The sequence below is a fragment of the Desulfovibrio desulfuricans genome, assembly GCF_024460775.1.
GTDB lineage: Bacteria > Desulfobacterota > Desulfovibrionia > Desulfovibrionales > Desulfovibrionaceae > Desulfovibrio > Desulfovibrio desulfuricans_E.
Genome location: NZ_JANFYZ010000005.1, coordinates 78,736 through 96,143 on the forward strand (window position 1 = coordinate 78,736; position 17,408 = coordinate 96,143).

General features: G+C 57.8%; 14 protein-coding genes and 2 tRNA genes. 9 read left to right on the top strand and 7 right to left on the bottom strand.

Annotated features, from left to right (window positions below):
* The first annotated feature begins 375 nt into the window (after nucleotides 1-375).
* The 3 genes from NE637_RS07720 (at nucleotide 376) to NE637_RS07730 (ending at nucleotide 3,733) form a co-directional block, all read left to right on the top strand.
* Entirely contained in the window at nucleotides 376-1,323 is a 948-nt protein-coding gene (locus tag NE637_RS07720) for a hydrogenase small subunit (RefSeq protein WP_192112984.1), read from the top strand.
* An 8-nt stretch (nucleotides 1,324-1,331) separates the two neighbouring features.
* A complete protein-coding gene (locus NE637_RS07725) occupies nucleotides 1,332-3,011 on the top strand; it encodes a nickel-dependent hydrogenase large subunit (protein WP_215647810.1) in 1,680 nt (559 codons plus the stop codon).
* Between the two features lie 248 nt (nucleotides 3,012-3,259).
* Nucleotides 3,260-3,733: a HyaD/HybD family hydrogenase maturation endopeptidase gene (locus NE637_RS07730; RefSeq protein ID WP_225529998.1), complete on the top strand. Its 474-nt coding sequence runs from the start codon at nucleotides 3,260-3,262 to the stop codon at nucleotides 3,731-3,733.
* A gap of 221 nt (nucleotides 3,734-3,954) precedes the next feature.
* Here the strand turns inward: NE637_RS07730 and NE637_RS07735 are convergent, their stop codons facing one another.
* The 4 genes from NE637_RS07735 to NE637_RS07750 all read right to left on the bottom strand — a co-directional run bounded on the left by NE637_RS07735 (nucleotide 3,955) and on the right by NE637_RS07750 (nucleotide 6,517).
* Complete coding sequence (locus tag NE637_RS07735; protein WP_192112981.1) at nucleotides 3,955-4,389, bottom strand: 2-thiouracil desulfurase family protein; 435 nt, start codon at nucleotides 4,387-4,389, stop codon at nucleotides 3,955-3,957.
* Nucleotides 4,389-4,619: a hypothetical protein gene (locus tag NE637_RS07740; RefSeq protein WP_192112980.1), complete on the bottom strand. Its 231-nt coding sequence runs from the start codon at nucleotides 4,617-4,619 to the stop codon at nucleotides 4,389-4,391. Before NE637_RS07740 ends, NE637_RS07735 begins: the two co-directional genes overlap by 1 nt.
* A gap of 273 nt (nucleotides 4,620-4,892) precedes the next feature.
* Nucleotides 4,893-5,057, bottom strand: coding sequence for a hypothetical protein (locus NE637_RS07745; RefSeq protein ID WP_022660002.1), 165 nt, complete (start codon nucleotides 5,055-5,057; stop codon nucleotides 4,893-4,895).
* A gap of 20 nt (nucleotides 5,058-5,077) precedes the next feature.
* The gene (locus NE637_RS07750) at nucleotides 5,078-6,517 is read right to left on the bottom strand and encodes a putative sulfate exporter family transporter (RefSeq protein WP_192112979.1); all 1,440 of its coding nucleotides are present in this window, start codon (nucleotides 6,515-6,517) and stop codon (nucleotides 5,078-5,080) included.
* Between the two features lie 446 nt (nucleotides 6,518-6,963).
* Here NE637_RS07750 and NE637_RS07755 point away from each other — a divergent pair.
* The 3 genes from NE637_RS07755 (at nucleotide 6,964) to dpaL (ending at nucleotide 8,615) form a co-directional block, all read left to right on the top strand.
* Nucleotides 6,964-7,038, top strand: a tRNA-Gln gene (locus NE637_RS07755).
* 10 nt (nucleotides 7,039-7,048) lie between these two features.
* Nucleotides 7,049-7,125 (top strand) — tRNA-Glu (locus NE637_RS07760).
* A 272-nt stretch (nucleotides 7,126-7,397) separates the two neighbouring features.
* Complete coding sequence (gene dpaL, locus NE637_RS07765) at nucleotides 7,398-8,615, top strand: diaminopropionate ammonia-lyase (RefSeq protein ID WP_227118204.1); 1,218 nt, start codon at nucleotides 7,398-7,400, stop codon at nucleotides 8,613-8,615.
* Between the two features lie 103 nt (nucleotides 8,616-8,718).
* On the opposite strand, the gene NE637_RS07770 is transcribed toward dpaL, so the two are convergent.
* The 3 genes from NE637_RS07770 to NE637_RS07780 are packed head-to-tail and all read right to left on the bottom strand — an operon-like array spanning nucleotide 8,719 to nucleotide 13,672.
* A complete protein-coding gene (locus tag NE637_RS07770) occupies nucleotides 8,719-9,255 on the bottom strand; it encodes a GNAT family N-acetyltransferase (protein WP_192112888.1) in 537 nt (178 codons plus the stop codon).
* A 46-nt stretch (nucleotides 9,256-9,301) separates the two neighbouring features.
* A complete protein-coding gene (locus NE637_RS07775; protein WP_227118205.1) occupies nucleotides 9,302-12,442 on the bottom strand; it encodes an efflux RND transporter permease subunit in 3,141 nt (1,046 codons plus the stop codon).
* A gap of 3 nt (nucleotides 12,443-12,445) precedes the next feature.
* Nucleotides 12,446-13,672: an efflux RND transporter periplasmic adaptor subunit gene (locus NE637_RS07780; protein WP_227118206.1), complete on the bottom strand. Its 1,227-nt coding sequence runs from the start codon at nucleotides 13,670-13,672 to the stop codon at nucleotides 12,446-12,448.
* 123 nt (nucleotides 13,673-13,795) lie between these two features.
* On the opposite strand from NE637_RS07780, the gene NE637_RS07785 reads away from it, so the two are divergent.
* The 3 genes from NE637_RS07785 (at nucleotide 13,796) to NE637_RS07795 (ending at nucleotide 17,390) form a co-directional block, all read left to right on the top strand.
* Nucleotides 13,796-14,611 (top strand): MerR family transcriptional regulator, encoded by an 816-nt coding sequence (locus NE637_RS07785; RefSeq protein ID WP_215647815.1) that lies wholly within the window; start codon nucleotides 13,796-13,798, stop codon nucleotides 14,609-14,611.
* A gap of 158 nt (nucleotides 14,612-14,769) precedes the next feature.
* On the top strand, nucleotides 14,770-15,066 hold the full coding sequence (locus NE637_RS07790) for an STAS domain-containing protein (protein WP_192112884.1): 297 nt from the start codon (nucleotides 14,770-14,772) through the stop codon (nucleotides 15,064-15,066).
* 80 nt (nucleotides 15,067-15,146) lie between these two features.
* On the top strand, nucleotides 15,147-17,390 hold the full coding sequence (locus NE637_RS07795; RefSeq protein WP_227118207.1) for a SpoIIE family protein phosphatase: 2,244 nt from the start codon (nucleotides 15,147-15,149) through the stop codon (nucleotides 17,388-17,390).
* Nucleotides 17,391-17,408 lie beyond the last annotated feature (18 nt).

The window sequence follows — 17,408 nt, forward strand, 5'->3', positions numbered from 1 at the left end:
TCAGGCACCGTAGCGCAAGCAAAGGGGCGAGGCAACCACCAAGCCTGCCTGGGAAATTTCCTGTACGGCTGATGAAGAGAAAGCAAAAAAAGTTCCTTCCTATTGACCGTTTGCATGTAGAAGTATAGGATTCTAAGAAGCAGGTGGTCGCCCTGTGGCGTGAGGCATTCTGGGGATAGCCATGACAATACGCTCTGTGACGCACCGCCCGAGTTTCTGATTTTTGTTTGCTGACAGCGCCGCAAAAAGAGCGGCCTTTCGTACGTTGTAGCGCCGCTGTCTTGATGCGGAGTTGGCGCGATTTTGTTGCGCCGCAAGCGGGCCCTGTGGCGGGGCCGAGCAAAGCCTTTCACTCACTTTTGCCAGGAGGCTATTATGCGTATTGCCGTGGGTCTGGGCAAAAAAGGCGGAGAAGAGCGTTTAGAGCGCCAGGGCATAAGCCGCCGTGACTTCATGAAATTCTGCACGGCGGTGGCGGTGACGATGGGCTTTGGCCCCTCATTCGCCTCCGAGGTGGCCGCTGCGCTGACCGGGCGTCGTCCTTCGGTGGTGTATTTGCACGCCGCTGAATGCACGGGCTGTTCCGAAGCGCTGCTGCGCACTTACAAACCCTTTATTGATGCCGTCATTCTTGACACCATCTCTCTTGACTACCACGAAACCATCATGGCCGCCGCTGGCGAAGCCGCCGAACAGGCCCTGCATGCCGCCGTGGAAAACCCCAATGGCTTTGTCTGTATGGTCGAAGGCGCCATTCCTACGGGTATGGACAACAAGTATGGCTACATTGGCGGCCATACCATGTACGACATCTGCAAAGAAATTCTGCCCAAGGCCAAGGCCGTGGTCAACATCGGCACCTGTGCCTGCTACGGCGGCGTTCAGGCTGCCAAGCCGAACCCCACCGGCGCCAAGGGCGTAAACGAATGCTTTGCCAGCCTGGGCGTCAAGGGCATCAACATTCCCGGCTGCCCCCCCAACCCCCTCAATATGGTCGGCGCACTTGTGGCCTTCTTGCAGGGCCAGAAGATCGAACTGGACGAACTGGGCCGCCCGCTCATGTTCTTTGGTCAGAGCGTGCATGACCTTTGCGAACGCCGCAAGCACTTCGACGCTGGCGAGTTTGCGCCTTCCTTCAATTCGGAAGAAGCGCGCAAGGGCTGGTGCCTTTACGAAGTGGGCTGCAAAGGCCCGCAGACGTACAACAACTGTCCCAAGGTTCTCTTCAATGAGACCAACTGGCCGGTGGCTGCCGGGCATCCCTGCATTGGTTGCAGCGAACCCGGTTTCTGGGACGAAATGTCGCCGTTCTACCAGAACTAGGGGGAATCATGAGCCAGATCAAACAAACGCCCCAGAGCAGCTACACCGGGCCCATTGTGGTGGACCCGCTGACCCGCATCGAAGGGCATCTGCGTATTGAAGTTGAAGTTGAAGGCGGCAAAATCAAGGACGCCCGTAGCTGCGGCACACTTTACCGTGGCCTTGAAGTCATCCTGAAGGGCCGCGATCCGCGCGACGCCCAGCACTTCACCCAGCGCACTTGCGGCGTCTGCACCTACACGCACGCCCTTGCTTCCACCCGCGCGCTTGAAGACGCCATCAACAAGCCCATTCCGGCCAACGCCACCTATATCCGCAACCTCGTTATGGCCATGCAGTTCATGCATGACCACGTGGTGCATTTCTATCACCTGCACGCCCTCGACTTTGTGGACGTGGCCAATGCCCTGCAGGCCGACCCGGCCAAGGCAGCCAAGCTGGCCCAGTCCATTTCGCCGCGTCCGGCCAAGGCAGAAGACTTTGCCGCCGTGCAGGCCAAACTGAAGACCTTTATCGAAAGCGGCCAGCTTGGCCCCTTCACCAACGCCTACTTCCTGGGCGGCCACCCGAGCTACTACCTGGAGCCGGAAGCCAACCTGGTCGCCACCGCCCACTATCTGGAAGCCCTGCGCGCCCAGGTGGAAATTGCCAAGGGCATGGCCGTATTCGGCGCCAAAAACCCGCACACCCAGTTCACCGTGGCTGGCGGCGTGACCTGCTACGAAGCCTTGTCGCCCCAGCGCATCAAGGAATTCCGCGAATTGTACAAGAAGGCACGCACCTTCATTGAACAGGTCTACATTCCCGACCTGCTCATGGTTGCCGGTCAGTACAAGGACTGGGCGGCTCTGGGCGGCACCGACAACTTCATGGCGTTTGGCGAATTCCCCGCTGCTGGCGGCGAACGCGACCTCAACAGCCGCTGGTACAAGCCCGGCGTCATCTATGACCGCAAAATCGGCTCGGTGCAGCCCTTTGATCCTTCCAAGATCGAAGAACACGTGCGCCACAGCTGGTACGAAGGCGACAAGGCCCGTGCCCCCTACGAAGGCGAAACCAAACCCTTCTTCACCAAGATGGGCGACACCGACCGTTATTCCTGGCTCAAGGCTCCCCGCTATGCGGGTCAGTCCATGGAAACCGGCCCCCTCGCTCAGGTGCTGGTGGCCTACGGTCAGAACCACAAGACCATCAAGCCTGCGGTTGACGGCGTGCTGAAGGCCCTGAACGTTGGCCCCGAAGCCCTGTTCTCCACGCTGGGCCGTACTGCTGCCCGTGGCATCCAGACCTTGGTTATCGCCCAGCAGACCGAAAACTGGCTCAACGAGTACGAAAACAACATTGCCAAGGACAAGCAGATCGTCGAAGATTATGCTGTTCCTGCCAATGCCAAGGGCGTGGGCTTCCTGGATGCCCCCCGTGGCGGTCTTTCGCACTGGATCCGCATTGAAGAAGGCAAGATCGGCAACTTCCAGCTCGTGGTGCCCACCACCTGGAACCTCGGACCGCGGGACGCCAAGGGCGCCATGGGTGCTGCCGAGCATGCGCTTATCGGCACCCCTGTGGCCGATCCCAAGCGCCCGGTTGAAATCCTGCGCACCATCCACTCCTTCGACCCCTGCATCGCATGCGCCGTGCATGTTATCGATGGAGAAACCAACGAAGTGCACAAGTTCAAGGTGCTGTAACAGCGCATTGGACTTGCGGTAAATTGGCTTTGAAAAGGGCGGGCATTCCCCGCCCTTTTTTATTTTTGCGGCACAGCAGCAGAACTTTCCCGCATACAGCCTGCAATACAGTTGCGCGAACAGCATAGACCAGAGAAAAATATTTTGGCATACTGCACAGATATGCAGCATTGCATCCACATGGGACGCCGTGCGCACACTGGCAGCAACCCCCACATGAGAGCGCCAACGTGGAACAAAAAAGAATAATGATTATGGGCGTCGGCAATATATTGCTGACAGACGAAGGCTTCGGCGTACGCGCCGTGGAATATTTGCAGGCCAGATACACATGGCCGGAAAATGTTCGCCTTGAAGACGGCGGCACGCAAGGCCTTTTGCTTATGTCCACGCTGATGGATTGCGATACGCTGGTGGTTCTTGACGTGGTGCTCGGGCCGGAAAAACCCGGCACCATCTATATGCTGGAAGGCGAAGACCTGCGTAAAAGCCTGAGCTTCCGCGATTCCATGCACCAGACAGACCTTCTGGACACTCTGATCACATGCAGCATGGCCGGGCACGATGTGCAGGCCGTTGTTTTTGGCCTACAGCCTTTTGACTACCACACCATGCAGGTTGGGCTGACCCCGGAAGCCGAAAAACTGCTGCCGGAATTTTGCACCAAGGTTGTTGCTGCGCTTGCAGAGCGCGGCATCGCCACCGCGCAGCCTGTTGCCTGAGAAAACTCGCTGCAACCGGGTATTCTGTGTTTTTTTGACGCAATGTCGTCAGGTAGAGGCCCGAATTCATTGCGTGAGGGAATCGCGCAACTTGAATTGTCTGCATCGCAGCGACCCGCCAGCCAGCTATCTGCCTTACAATAAAACAAGCCGGGCACGCTATCGGAAATTTCCGACTCGCGCCCGGCTTTGTTGCACTGTCAGCTTTTGTCTGATGCTGGTCAGGATTCGTCAGGGAGCGAGAGTTCGCTGAACAGGGCAAAGCCCTCGGCGCGCAGCATTTCTGCCCACACGCCATCCCCCGCACAAAATGTATGGCTAAAGCTGCCATCATAAATACGGTCAAATCCACAGGATGGCGAGCGGCTCTTTATAATTGCGGCTGTGCAGGCATTCTTGCGGGCAAGTTCCATAGCAAGGGCCGCGCCACGTTCAAAAGCATCCGTCACGTCCTGGCCGTCACGGTTCACAACGCGGTTGCCCGACCGTTCGCAGGGGCTGCGCGGCGTTTCAAGCCCGCCCAGGATCTCAGGGCAGGCAGGCACTGCCCTGCCCTCTTCGACCAGCCGCACCACAAACGCGCAGGTATTGTCGCCGCCATCATAGCGGCAACGTTCTCCTGCCAGACAGGCGCTGACTATGTAGCGCTGGGGCATTACTTGCTTTCACCTTCGGGCAGCAGGGCCGCTTCCCACATTTCCTGATAATACATGCAGGTGCCGGGGTTCCAGGCCGTGGCCGTGGCGTGGTCATAACTTTCGGTTATGGGCCAGTCGGTGTGGGGCTTTAAGGCTTCCTCAAAGGAAGGGGCCTCCACAACAGCCTCAAATTCCAGATTCAGCGTATAATTGGGGCCTTTCATAAAGCGCAGATGATAATGCGGCATAGCCTTATCCTTCGCACAGTTTCGTCGGCAATACCGGACGAACAGTTATCAAGCCCGGAGCAAGGGGCAGTCATGCGCCGCAGACTTGGTCATGCGGGGTGGACGTTGTCGCGCCCCACCCGTTGCATGCCAATGGCGCGCAACCTTGGCCGTGACAGCCGGGCGTATTCATTTGTACCTTGCAAGGGCTGCAAGCTCGTTACAGTCGCAGCACACAAGAGCGCCGGGGAGGAAACCCTCCCCGGCGTTCATATCAATGGGCGTCAGGCACGTCTAGTGCGTGGTCATGACAAACTTGCTGATGACAAAGAGCACAACCAGCAGAACCACGCCGATGCCCCAGCTCCAGTGAACGAGCTTGAGTTCAACGGGATCCAGCGGTTCGTATTCCATCTTCTCGATTTCTTCGTGAAGCTTAACTTCCGTTTTCGTTTCCATAACTTACTCCGTATATTGGACTAGCCAGCCATCACAGGCGGGGTCATGCCGTGGAAGAAGGCATAAGAAATGAACAGGCCCACCCAGATGATGAAGCCGAACAGGCACACGATGTACACAACTGCCAGACGGCCAATGCCTTCTTCCTTCAGCTTGCGGAAGTTGGACACCAGACCGATGCTGAAGAAGGTCAGCAGGAAGAACATGACGCGGAAGCCGTTGAGGGCGCCAGCCATGGACTTGCCGAGCTTGTGCAGTTCAGGCGAAGACAGGCAGAAGAACAGCAGGATCAGGAAGGTGCCAAGGTACCCCAGCACGAAGCGGGGGAAACGATCCATAACGTCGCTCCAGGTCATGGTGCGCTCGCCACGGGTTTTGTCGAACTTGGCAGTCCAGATGTAGGCGAGGACCAGAGCCCACACGCCGATGAACATATCGATGAAGATTTTGACGGTGGTGGTCACCATCACGACCCAGCCTGGCTCCCACTTGGTGCCAAGGCCAGCCATCTTGGAAAGAATCAGGGATTCAGTGATGGCGCCGCTGGCGATAGCGCCGCCGTCAGACTTAACGGCAAGGCCCATCCAGCCACCGGCCACCATGGGTTCGGTGTACAGGAAGTGCTGCGCGATAAAGGGCAGGATCAGCATTTCGATGCAGGTGAACACCACGACCAGCGAGGAAACCATGATCGGCACCACAGGCCGGGCGCGGATGGCGCCGCCGGTGGCAATGGCCGCCGAGACGCCGCAAATGGAAATGCCCGAAGCAAGGGGAGCGGCCCATTCTTTATTGAACTTGAAGTACTTACGAGCCACGTAGTAAACAACGGACCAATACAGCAAATAAGCTTCAACAATGGCGCACAGGCCTCGGAAAATAACGTGACCGGCAAAACCGGCGGCGTCGGCGGCCTTCACGCCAAGTTCGGCACCAAGAATAACGATGGCGATCTTGACGAAAAGTTCGGGGCGGCAGGCTTCGCGCAGGGATTCAGCAAAACCGGGCGTAAGGTTGCCCAGCAGAATACCCATGACCAGGGCCACAATAAGGCCAGCCTCGGTGCTCAAACCAAGCGACCAGGTGATGCCCTGCTTGGCGATTTCCGTGGGGTTGGCTGCAATGTAGGCGTTGGCGCCAACAGTGTAGCAGGCGATGGCGATGAAGAAAATGCAGGTAAAACCATAAAGGAACTTGCCGATGTTGCCCTTCATGAGCTTGATGCCCACAGACATGACGGCGGCAATGAACACATAGCTGGCGATCAAAGCCCCCACGCCAGGCAACATGCCTTTGGATGCCGATTTCCAGCAATCAAGCGGGCTGTTAACCCACATGCCCATTTTGAGGCCCCAGCCCAGCAGATCCAGGCCAGCGAACTTGCCCAGCGCCAGCAAGAAGATGAAGCAGCCGATAAGCAGGGCTACTTTGTCTTCATTATAGGCTTTTGTTGATGCCATACCCAAACTCCTCCGTACAGGTTAAGCTAAACAAACAAACTCCAGCCGCACCTACGCCGCACAGACCACCTTGTTCCATAAAGAACAGAGCAGTCTTCATGAGGCGTCTTGCCGCGGAAACAGCTGGAAACCGATACTTGCAGCACCAATTCTCTGGTCTGCCGACCATTGGCGCACGTGGAAAAACATACCTTTATGCAAGATATTGTCAAGCTTAAGTCCAAAGTTTAACAATCAGTAAGCAGGTCCCAGAGCTGTTTCGCCAGCGGGTAAAGCAAAAAAAGCGCACCACCTCCTCGCCCTTCCATTCACGTGCCTGCACATGTGCCGCCTCCCAAAACCTCGTTGAAGATTGGAGGCATAGCATAAAAATGCAGGCTAAAACATTTTTTTCAGATTTTCTGTTGACACTACCCGGCAGTTTCACATATACACGTTTCTCGCGTTGGGCTGTCGTTCAATTGGCAGGACGACGGATTCTGACTCCGTTAATCAAGGTTCGAGTCCTTGCAGCCCAGCCAACAACACCGCGTCCCCATCGTCTAGCCGGCCCAGGACAACGGCCTTTCACGCCGTCGACAGGGGTTCAAATCCCCTTGGGGACGCCACTTGAGAATAAAGGGTTACATTGAAAAATGTAACCCTTTTTTCGTGCGCTTTCTACAGTCCCAAGGGCGCAGTCCCCCGCAACATTCATTTTCTTTTGCTTTGGCGCCTTCTGCACGTGAGGGCAAGCAGCTTTGTTGGTATTCCCATTTTTTTGCGGAGCCGCGGCGCTACCTCAAGATAGCGTCCCCCTTGCCCATATGGGCAAGCCGCCGCTATACTTGCCATTGCCCGGCCCTGAGGCCGCAGGCCAATCCCACCAAGGAAACCGCCCATGTCCGCATCCCTGCTGCTCAATCCCTTTCGCACCGCGCCTGCTCAAGGCGTGGCCGTTACCGATTTTTCGCCCGCCGTGGCCCTACACGTCCGCGCGTACCATGCCTCTTTCAGCCAGTATTGCCCCACCCCACTGGTGAGCCTGCCGTGGCTGGCGGCAAGCCTTGGCCTGAAAAACGTCTGCGTAAAGGATGAATCGCACCGCTTTGGGCTTAACGCCTTCAAGGTGCTTGGCGGCTCCTACGCCGTGGCCCGCTGCCTTGCCGAGCGCATGCGCCTGCCCGCCGAAGGCCTTGCGCGAGGCATGCTTGACGCCCCCGCCGCCAGAGCAACCGCAGGACAGATTACTTTTATCAGCACAACGGACGGCAACCACGGCAGGGGGCTGGCATGGGCAGCCCGCGAGCTGGGCTATCCCTGCATCATCTACATGCCCAAAGGATCGGACAAAACCCGTCAGAACAACATTCTGGCGCTTGGCGCGCAGTGCAGCATCACGGACCTCAATTATGACGACACCGTGCGTATGAGCTGGAATCTGGCGCAGGAAAAAGGCTATGTGATGGTGCAGGATACCGCGTGGGACGGCTACGAACAGGTTCCCGCATGGATCATGCAGGGTTACCTTACCCTCGCCGCAGAAATTCTGGAGCAGATGGACGCAGCCGCCATTCGCCCGACGCACTGCTTTCTTCAGGCTGGCGTGGGGTCATTTGCCGCTGCTGTGGCGGGTTTTCTGGTGGCGGCCCTTGGCGAAAAGGCACCCCGATTCATCGTGGTGGAACCGCATGCCGCCAATTGCTTTTACCGCTCCGCGCTGGCGGGCGACGGCAAGGCCCATGCCGTGAGCGGCGACCTGCAAACCCTCATGGCCGGGCTTGCCTGCGGCGAGCCGAGCAGTCTGGCCTGGAGCATCCTCAAGGATTACAGCGCGGCCTTCATGTCCTGCCCGGATTACATGGCAGCCAACGGCATGCGTATGCTGGCAGCGCCCGTGAGGGGCGATCAGCCCATTGTTTCCGGCGAATCTGGCGCGGCTGGCGCGGGCGCGCTGCACTGGCTCATGAGCAGCCCCACGGCGGCAGACCAGCGCACAGCTCTGGGCCTGAACGCCGATGCCTCGGTTCTGCTCATCAGCACCGAGGGCGACACTGTGCCGCACATCTATAAAAAGATTGTCTGGCAAGGCGCGTATGCGGATGAGGAATGCGTCTGACAACAGCCCCACCCGTCAACCTCGCACCCATCAACTATGCATCTGTCGGCGCGGGATTCCCTCGCCCCACATCCCGCGGGGGGGCATATGCCCCCTGCGCCCGCTACCGGCTGTTTTCCCATTCCTTTTTCAGCAGGGCATAGAGGCATGTATTTTCGTATTTGGGCGTTCCATCGGCATTGCTGACAAATGAAATGAACTCCTTGAAAAGCCCTTCCCTGCGCATGCCCAGCCGCTCGCACAGTTTTTGCGAGCGGATGTTGTCATCTTCCACATAGGCATATATCCGCCGTGCGCCCTTGCGGGTAAAAAGAATATCAATGAACGCCCTTGCGGCCTCGCTTGCGTATCCTTTTCCCTCATGGCTGGCGTTCAGATGCCAGCCCAGACCATAGGTATCCGGCTCATCATTCGCGGCAAACATCAGCCCGATCATCACATCCTGCTCCTTGAGGCAAACCGCCAGTTGCACGGGGTCTGCGCTTCGCCGCGCAACGTCGGCAACCGCCGCTTCCATCGAATCCAGACGGTCAGACGCAAAACAGTGGACGCGTGGGTGCGAAAGCATTTCAAACAAGCCTGCCGCATCCTTGGCTTCAAAAGGTCTCAGGACAAGACGTTCCGTTTCAAATTTTGCCACAGCAACCTCCTGTATTTCAAAATCATCATCTCTGATCATGGCATGCTCAATGTTGTTCTTGCTGCGCCGCAGGCTCGGCAGAAGGCCCTTTTCGCCGCAGCTTTCCGCTGAAAAAGCGGGTCACTACTATGAAGAACAGAGGCGTGTAATAAATGCCCAAACCTGTTGCGGTGATCATGCCTGTCAGCACTGCTGTGCCAAGGGCGTTTTGCGCGCCGGAGCCCGCCCCGCTGCTGAGCGCCAGCGGCACCACACCAAGAATGAAGCATAACGAGGTCATGATGATAGGCCGCAGGCGAAGCCGGGATGCCTCCACCGTGGCCGAAACAAGGTCTTTGCCGCCCCGGTGCATTTCCCTGGCAAATTCCACGATCAGGATTGAGTTTTTGGCCGACAGGCCAATGATCGTCAGCAGTGCAATTTGCAGGTAGATGTCGTTATTCATGCCGCGCAGGTACACGCCGCCCAATGCGCCCACAATGCCCGTGGGCACAGCCAGCAGCACCGCCAGCGGGATAGTCCAGCTTTCGTACAGGGCAGCCAGACAAAGAAAAACCACGATACTGGAAACAGCGTACAGCAAAGGGGCCTGGCTTGCGGACACGCGCTGCTGATAGGAAAGCCCCGTCCAGGCATAGTCAAAGCCGGGGGGCAGACTTGCCGCGCTTTTTTCCATTGCCACCATGGCCTGCCCGGTGCTTTGCCCCGGCGCGGCGGCCCCTTCAATCTTCACGGACGGTATGCCCTGATAGCGGGTCAGACTTGGGGAAGCCAGAACGGACTTTACGCCGATAAAACTGGAGAACGGCACCATCTCGTCCTTGGTGTTGCGCAGATAAAAGCGCCTGAAATCGCCTATTCCGGAGCGAACTGAAGGCTCCGCCTGAAAGTAGACCTTTTTTGTTCTGCCCTTATCCGAAAAATCATTGATATATTCACCCGCCCAGTAGGCGCTGATGGCGCTGTTTATTTCAGCTCTGGTCAGGCCGTAAGCGCCAGCCTTGCTGTTGTCGATGAGCAGATCATACTGCTCGGTATCGGCCATGCCGCTATACCTTACGCTGGCAACAGCAGCGGATTTTGCCGCACTTTCCAGCAGGGCATCCTTGGCATTGAGCAGGGCCGCGTGCCCTTTGCCGCCGCGATCCATCAGTTCCAGCTCAAAGCCGGAGGAAGTGCCAAGCTCCATGACCGCCGGGGGCGACATCACAACTATTTCCGCCCCGGCTATGGATGAAAACCGTTCCGTGGCGCGCTCCATCACGTCAAAGGCGCTCTGCCCCGGCCCGCGTTTGCTCCAGTCCTTGAGCAGGGGAAGCACCATGGCCGAATTCTGGCCGGAACCGCTGAATCCCCAGCCGATAACGCACATGACGCTTTCTATGGAATCCTTTTCGTCGTTGCGAAAGTAGGCATCAACCTCTTTGACAATCTTTTCCGTGCGCTCAAGTGACGCGCCCGGCGGCAACTGCACGTCAACATACAGGATGCCCTGATCTTCATCCGGTAAAAATGCCGAAGGCAAAAGCATAAACGAAGCCAGGCACCCTGCTGCCAAAACCGCAAATACCACGCCCCACCGCAAGGGGTGCCGCACCATGCCGCTCACGCCACGGCTGTAGCGTTCCGTAAAGGCGGCAAACCATCGGTTGAAGCGCCCAAAGAAGCCTTCGCCCGTTCCACTGGCATGCGCACGCAGCATGGTGGCGCACAGGGCAGGCGTAAGCACAATGGCAACCACTACAGAAAGCACCATTGACGCAACAATGGTCACGGAAAACTGCCGGAAGATTGCCCCGGTGGAGCCGGGCATAAAGGCCATGGGAACAAACACGGCGGATATGACCACGGCAACGCCCACCAGTGCCCCGGTTATCTGCCGCATGGATTTGAGCGCGGCCTCCTTTGGGGAAAGCCCTTCGTCGCGCATGAGGCGTTCCACATTTTCCACCACAACAATGGCGTCATCCACCAAAAGGCCGATAGCCAGCACCATGCCGAACATGGTCAATGTGTTGATGGAAAACCCAGTTGCCGCAAATACCGCAAACACCCCAAGCAGCACCACAGGCACGGCAATGGCCGGAATAAGCGTGGCGCGGTAGCTCTGCATGAACACAAACATCACCGCGACCACAAGCGCGATGGCCTCAAACAGGGTGCGCACAACCGAGCGTATGGATTTTTCCACAATTGGCGCGCGGTCATCGGCATAGGCATATTTGAGCCCCGGCGGGAAAAATGCGGCAAGCGACTGCAATTCGGCCTTGATTCCCCTGGTAGTTTGCAGAACGTTGGCCCCCGACGAAAGCTTGAAAGCCAGCCCCGTGCCCGCATGCCCGTTGAAAAATGTGGTGCCCATGGAACTTTCTTCATTCAGTTCGATGCGAGCAACATCCTTGAGCAGCACTGCGGAGCCGTTTTCTTCCACCCGCAGTTGAATCTGTTCAAACTGTTCCGCTGTTTCCAGACTGGATGAGGCGTTGATGGCAATATTGATCTCCTGCCCCGGCAAGGCCGGAGCCTCTCCCACCTGACCGCCAGCAACCTGGGCGTTCTGGGCGCGCACGGCAGCAACAACATCCTGCGGATTCAGTTTGTACTGGCGCATTTTGTCCGGGTCGCACCAGATGCGCATGGCATTTTGAAAACCGTACAGGGTGATTGCGCCAACGCCCTGAACGCGGCTCAAGGGGTCAACCAGCGAGCTTGCCACGTAGTCGCTTATGTCGTTGGGGCGCATGGTGTCGCTGGCATCGTAAAAAGCCACTGTCATGAACGAATTGTCCACGGCTTTGGACGCCTGAACGCCCTGCCGCTGCACGGTATCAGGCAACAGGGAAAGGGCCTGCTGCACCTTGTTCTGCACCTGCACCTGCGCCGTATCGGCATCCGTGCCCGCTGCAAAGGTGAGGGTAATTTCCGTACCGCCGGAGGAACTGCTGGTTGATTTCATGTGCAGCAGGTTGTCCAGGCCTTTTATCTGCTGCTCAATGATCTGCGTAACGCTGCGGTCAACAATGGACGCGGTCGCTCCGGGGTACTGGGCAGAGATGGATATCTGCGGCAGGGCGATATCCGGGTAATGCGCAACAGGGAGCCTGCCAAGAGCCAGCAGCCCGGCCAGCATAATGATGATGGCAATAACCCAGGCGAAGATGGGGCGATTGATGAAAAAAGCTGCCATACACTACCGCGCCTCGATGGCAGACGCCGCAGGGGTGGCCTTGGCCTGCGATGATTGCACAGGTACACCCCGAACAAGCTCGCCAGGGGTCGCTTTCTGAAAGCCCTCAACCACCAGCATGTCGCCAGCGCTGAGGCCCGCGCCCACAATCCAGCGGTTGCCGTATGCGCGGTCAATGCTCACATCGCGCCGCGTCAGACGAAAAATCCCGTCTTTCGCGCCTTCTTTCTGCAAGACGTAAACAGAGTGCCCGCCAGTGTTGTTCACAAAGGCGGCCCCCTGCGGGATCAGCACGGCCTTGTCCACCGAGCCTTCTTCAATGCCAGCCTTGACGTACATGCCCGGCAGCAGCAGCCCGTCAGGGTTATCGACCACAGCCCGCAGCATGATGCTCCCCGTGCTCTGCGCAACAGATATTTCAGAAAACAGCAGGTCGCCCTGTATCCAGGCCGATTCGCCAGCATGCGCTGCTGTGGCGACCGGCGTATAAGGCGAACCGTCTTCAAGCATCAGGCGGATTTTTGCTGTACTGCCGTTGGCGGATATGCGGCCCTGCGCAAGGGCGCGGCGCAGGCGGATAGCCTCCGCGCTGGATTGCGTCATATCAATATAGACGCGGTCAATCTGCTGGATAACGGCCAGGGGGGATGACTGGTTGGCAGTAACCAGAGCGCCGACCGTAACGGCAGAGGCCCCAATGCGCCCTGACACCGGGGCTTTTATTTCTGTATAGGCAAGATTGATGGCCGCTGTTTCAAGCTCGGCCTCTGCCCTGGCAACGCGGGCGCGGGCCTGACCGTGCTGCGAGATGGAATTGTCCAGCTCCTGCTGGCTGACGGCGTATTGCTTGATCAGCAGCCGCTGGCGTTTTTCCAGCAGGGCAATGGCGGTAACAGCGGCCTTTGCCTCCGCAAGCGAGGCTCTGGCTGTGGCGTGGGCCGCCTGATAGATGGCCGGGTCTATGCGGTACAAGACCTGCCCTTTTTTTATATCTGCGCCTTCTTCAAAAAGACGCTCAATGATAATGCCGTCAACCTGAGGCCGAACCTCCGCCGTTACCAGCGCGGACACTCTCCCCGGCAGCGTACTGCTCAGGGTCAGCTTTTCTTCCCCCAGCACAAGGAATTGCACCTCGGCATGGGCTGGGCCAGACTCCTCCGCCTTGTTGCAGCCAAGCGCGAGAACGGTCAGCCACAAGGGCACGAGCAGCCACAGTCGAAATTTTTTCATACTAAACCAGCGCATTACAAACACCTCTGTTCCCATGTTGGCAAGCAATCCCGGGCTTGCCCTTTTGCCTGTAATTTGCCAGCGTAAACTATACAGTTACTTTAGAGTCAAGGAAAAAATGTAATGAAAAAGAACATGCTCACCTCAGGCGAATTTGCCAGCCTTTGCGGCACGCAAAAAGGCACCCTGCTGTTCTATGAAAAGGAAGGGTTGCTGAAACCCAGGCACGTTTCAGAAAACAGGTACCGCCGATACGGGGTTGAGCAGTATTTTGAATTTGACCTGCTCTCCATGCTCAAGGAGGTCGGCAGTTCGCTGAAGGAAATCAAGGCGCACCTGCATAACATGAACGGCGAGGACTTCCTGTCATTCTTGCAGGAAAAACAGCTCGATACAGAAAAGGAGCTGCGCCAGTTGGCCCAGCGCAGGTTGATGCTCAAGGACATGACCGCCTGCCTGCGCGAAGCCCTGGATTTTGAGTACGACACCATGACAGTGCGGCATCAAAAGGCAGAACGGCTGGAAATGACGCCAACAGGCGCAAGCCCCTCAGAGTCGCAATGGGAACTTGTGCAACGCTTTGTGGAATATAATAGAGGATACGAGCAGCAGGAAGAAAAACCGCGTTATCCCTTTGGCGTTGTCTTTTGCCTGGATGACATACGGCAGGGCAGCTATGTTGAGCGCTACTACTTCACCAGGGTGCGGCGCTCCACGCCGCCCTCCCTCCTTCATATAAAACCAGAGGGAGAATACGCCATTCTGGCCCACAACGGCACAGATGCCTCGCACAGGTTGGCCCTTGCCGATATGCTGGAAAAGGTCAGCGCCGCCGGCCTGACCATGAAAAGCGATGTCTATGTATGCGACATGATGAGTTACGTCATGCAGGAGGGCGGCGACTGCTACGCGGTGAAATACGCCATTCGGGTTGAATAGCAGCATACGGCCTCAATTGATGGCTCCCCGTCCCGCCAGCAAGGCCCGTGCACCCTCGCCCCGCCGATACGTATTTTCCTCTTGCGGGCGGGGCGCTGTAATCGTAGAAATATGCAAGAGCTATACGCTTGCTCCACCTAAATAACTACGAGGCCCATATGCAGGTTTGCAAGAAAATGGCTGACGGCGTTTTGCATGTCAGCATAGCGGGCAAGATCGACACAGTGACGGCTCCGGCGCTGGACAGGGATTTGCAGGAAGACTGCGGCGCGGCGGACGAGCTGGTGCTTGATTTCAGCGAGGTGGACTATATTTCCAGCGCGGGCCTGCGCATTCTGCTGCGCCTGCACAAGCGCATGGTTCAACGCAAGGGCATGCGCATCATCCACTCCAATGAAACCGTGAGGGAAGTATTCAGCATCACAGGTTTTGTGGATCTGTTTACCATAGATTAGCCGCACCCCCGCAAGCCCGCGCCGCATCAGGTTCGGGCTTTCCTAATGCAGAGCGGGCAAGCCCGCAAAGGCGGGCCGCCATGCACAAGTTATTTCACAAATGGCTTTTTATCTGCATTTTTCCCGCCTTTTGCCTTACGCTTGCCGCATCCTATCTGTTGCAGACCCGTCAGGCCGAAGAAAACGCCCGCCACATGCTTTCCACCAATCTGGACGATGGGGGAAAATATCTGCGCATGGTCATCACCAATGCCGCCCACATCCGCGAAATTTCCGATGCTGGCGCTTTGACCAAGGCGCGGGCCTTTGCAGCCATAATCACGCAAAATCCCAATATCCTTAACGTCCCAACCATCCTGCATTTTTTGCGCAAACTGCTGGATGTGGAAGAGCTGAACGTTGCGGACGACCGGGGCGTGATCATAGCCTCCACGGGCCCCTTTGCGGGCTACGACATGGCCTCCTCGCCGCAGTCCGCGGCATTTTTGCCAGCCCTGCGCGATCTGGATTTTGCCCTTGTGCAGGATATTGAAGAGCGCGGTGCTGACCGCATGCCCTTTCAGTATGCCGGGGTGGCCCGCCGCGACTGCACGGGCATTGTGCAGATCGGTTATTCCCCCAAGCGCTTGACAGCCGCTCTGCGCGCCGCTGCGGTGGACCAGATCGCCCCGCGCTACCATATTGGCTCCAACGGTTTTATGGCCATCTCCATTTACGGGGCCGTCATCAGCACGGGCAACGAGGCCGCCGTCCCCCTTGGGGCGAATGTGGATGCCCTCGGTCTCATACAGCCAGACGGCAAGGGGCTGGTTACCATTCTCGGCAAGCAGTACATCTGCCAGAACATAGAGGTGGAGGGCTACACCCTCTTTGCCCTGCTGCCGCGCAGCGAGGTATTTTTCTCGCGCGACAGCATGCTCCTGTACATCGCGGCCTGCAATGTGGTGCTGTTCGCCGTGATTTTCTGGATGGTGTCGCATCTGGTCAAACGGCTGGTCATCAATGATGTGTACCGCGTCAACGAAGACCTGCAAAAAATCACGTCCGGCAATCTGGATGTGGTGCTCAACGAGCGCACCACGCCGGAATTCGGGCTGCTCTCGGACGGCATCAACAAAACCGTGCAGAGCCTCAAGGCAGCCATCAGCGCCGCAGCGGGCCGCATAGACGCAGAGCTGGAATTTGCCCGCGCCATCCAGTGCTCCTCGCTGCCAAGTGTTTTCCCCGCCTATCCCGAGCGGGAAGACTTTGACATTTTTGCCTTCATGCGCGCCGCCAAGGTGGTGGGCGGTGATTTTTACGACTTTTATTTGCGGGATAAAAACCAGCTTGTGATTGTGGTGGCCGATGTGGCGGACAAGGGCATCGGCGCGGCCCTGTTCATGATGACGGCCAAAACCCTGATCAAGAGCCTTGCGGAATCGGGCCTTTCCCCGGCGGAGATATTTACGCAGGCCAACAAGCGCCTCACGGCGCAGAACGATCAGGATATCTTTCTCACTGCCTTTCTGGCCGTGCTTGACCTTACTACCGGGCGGCTGGTCTGCGCCAATGCCGGGCATGAACATCCGCTGATATTCAGGCGCGCCGAGGGCCGCTACGCATGGCTTGAAGCAGGGCACGGCCTGCCGCTGGGGGCCATGCCCAATTCCCGTTACAGGGAGCAGACTTTTCAGATTGCCCCCGGCGACCGTCTGCTGCTCTATACTGACGGCGTCAGCGAGGCGGAAAACAGCCAGGGCGAGCGCCTTGGCCTCAGCGGCATAGAAAGCGCCGTGCTGGGCACCGAGCGAATGGATGCGGAACAGACCGTGCAGGCCCTGCTACGCCGGGTGGACGACTTTGCCTCCGGCGTGGAACAGGCGGACGACATTACCATTCTGGCTCTGGAATTTACTGGTCTGGCATGGGATGAACTGCTCATAACGGCGGACGACGCCCATCTGGAAACACTGCTGGCCTTTCTGGAAGAAAAGCTCAAGGTCGCCCAGTGCCCTGCCGCCACCCTGCCCATGCTGCTGGTTGCTGCGGAAGAAGTCTTTGCCAACATCGCCCACTATGCCTACGCACCTGATCAGGGAACAGTGCTGGTGCGCTGCCGGATGCGCTCCGGGCCTTTTCAGGCCGTGATGCAGTTTCAGGATACAGGCCGCCCTTTCAACCCTCTGCACCAGCCGGACCCGGATACAAGCCTGCCCGCCGAGCAGCGCCGCGAGGGAGGGCTGGGCATTGCCATGATGCGCAAGATCATGAGCAGGATGGAATATGCCCGCACTGCAGACGGCAAGAACATTTTAACCCTCTGGAAGCAGGAAGACGACTGATCGTCGGGGCCGGACGCG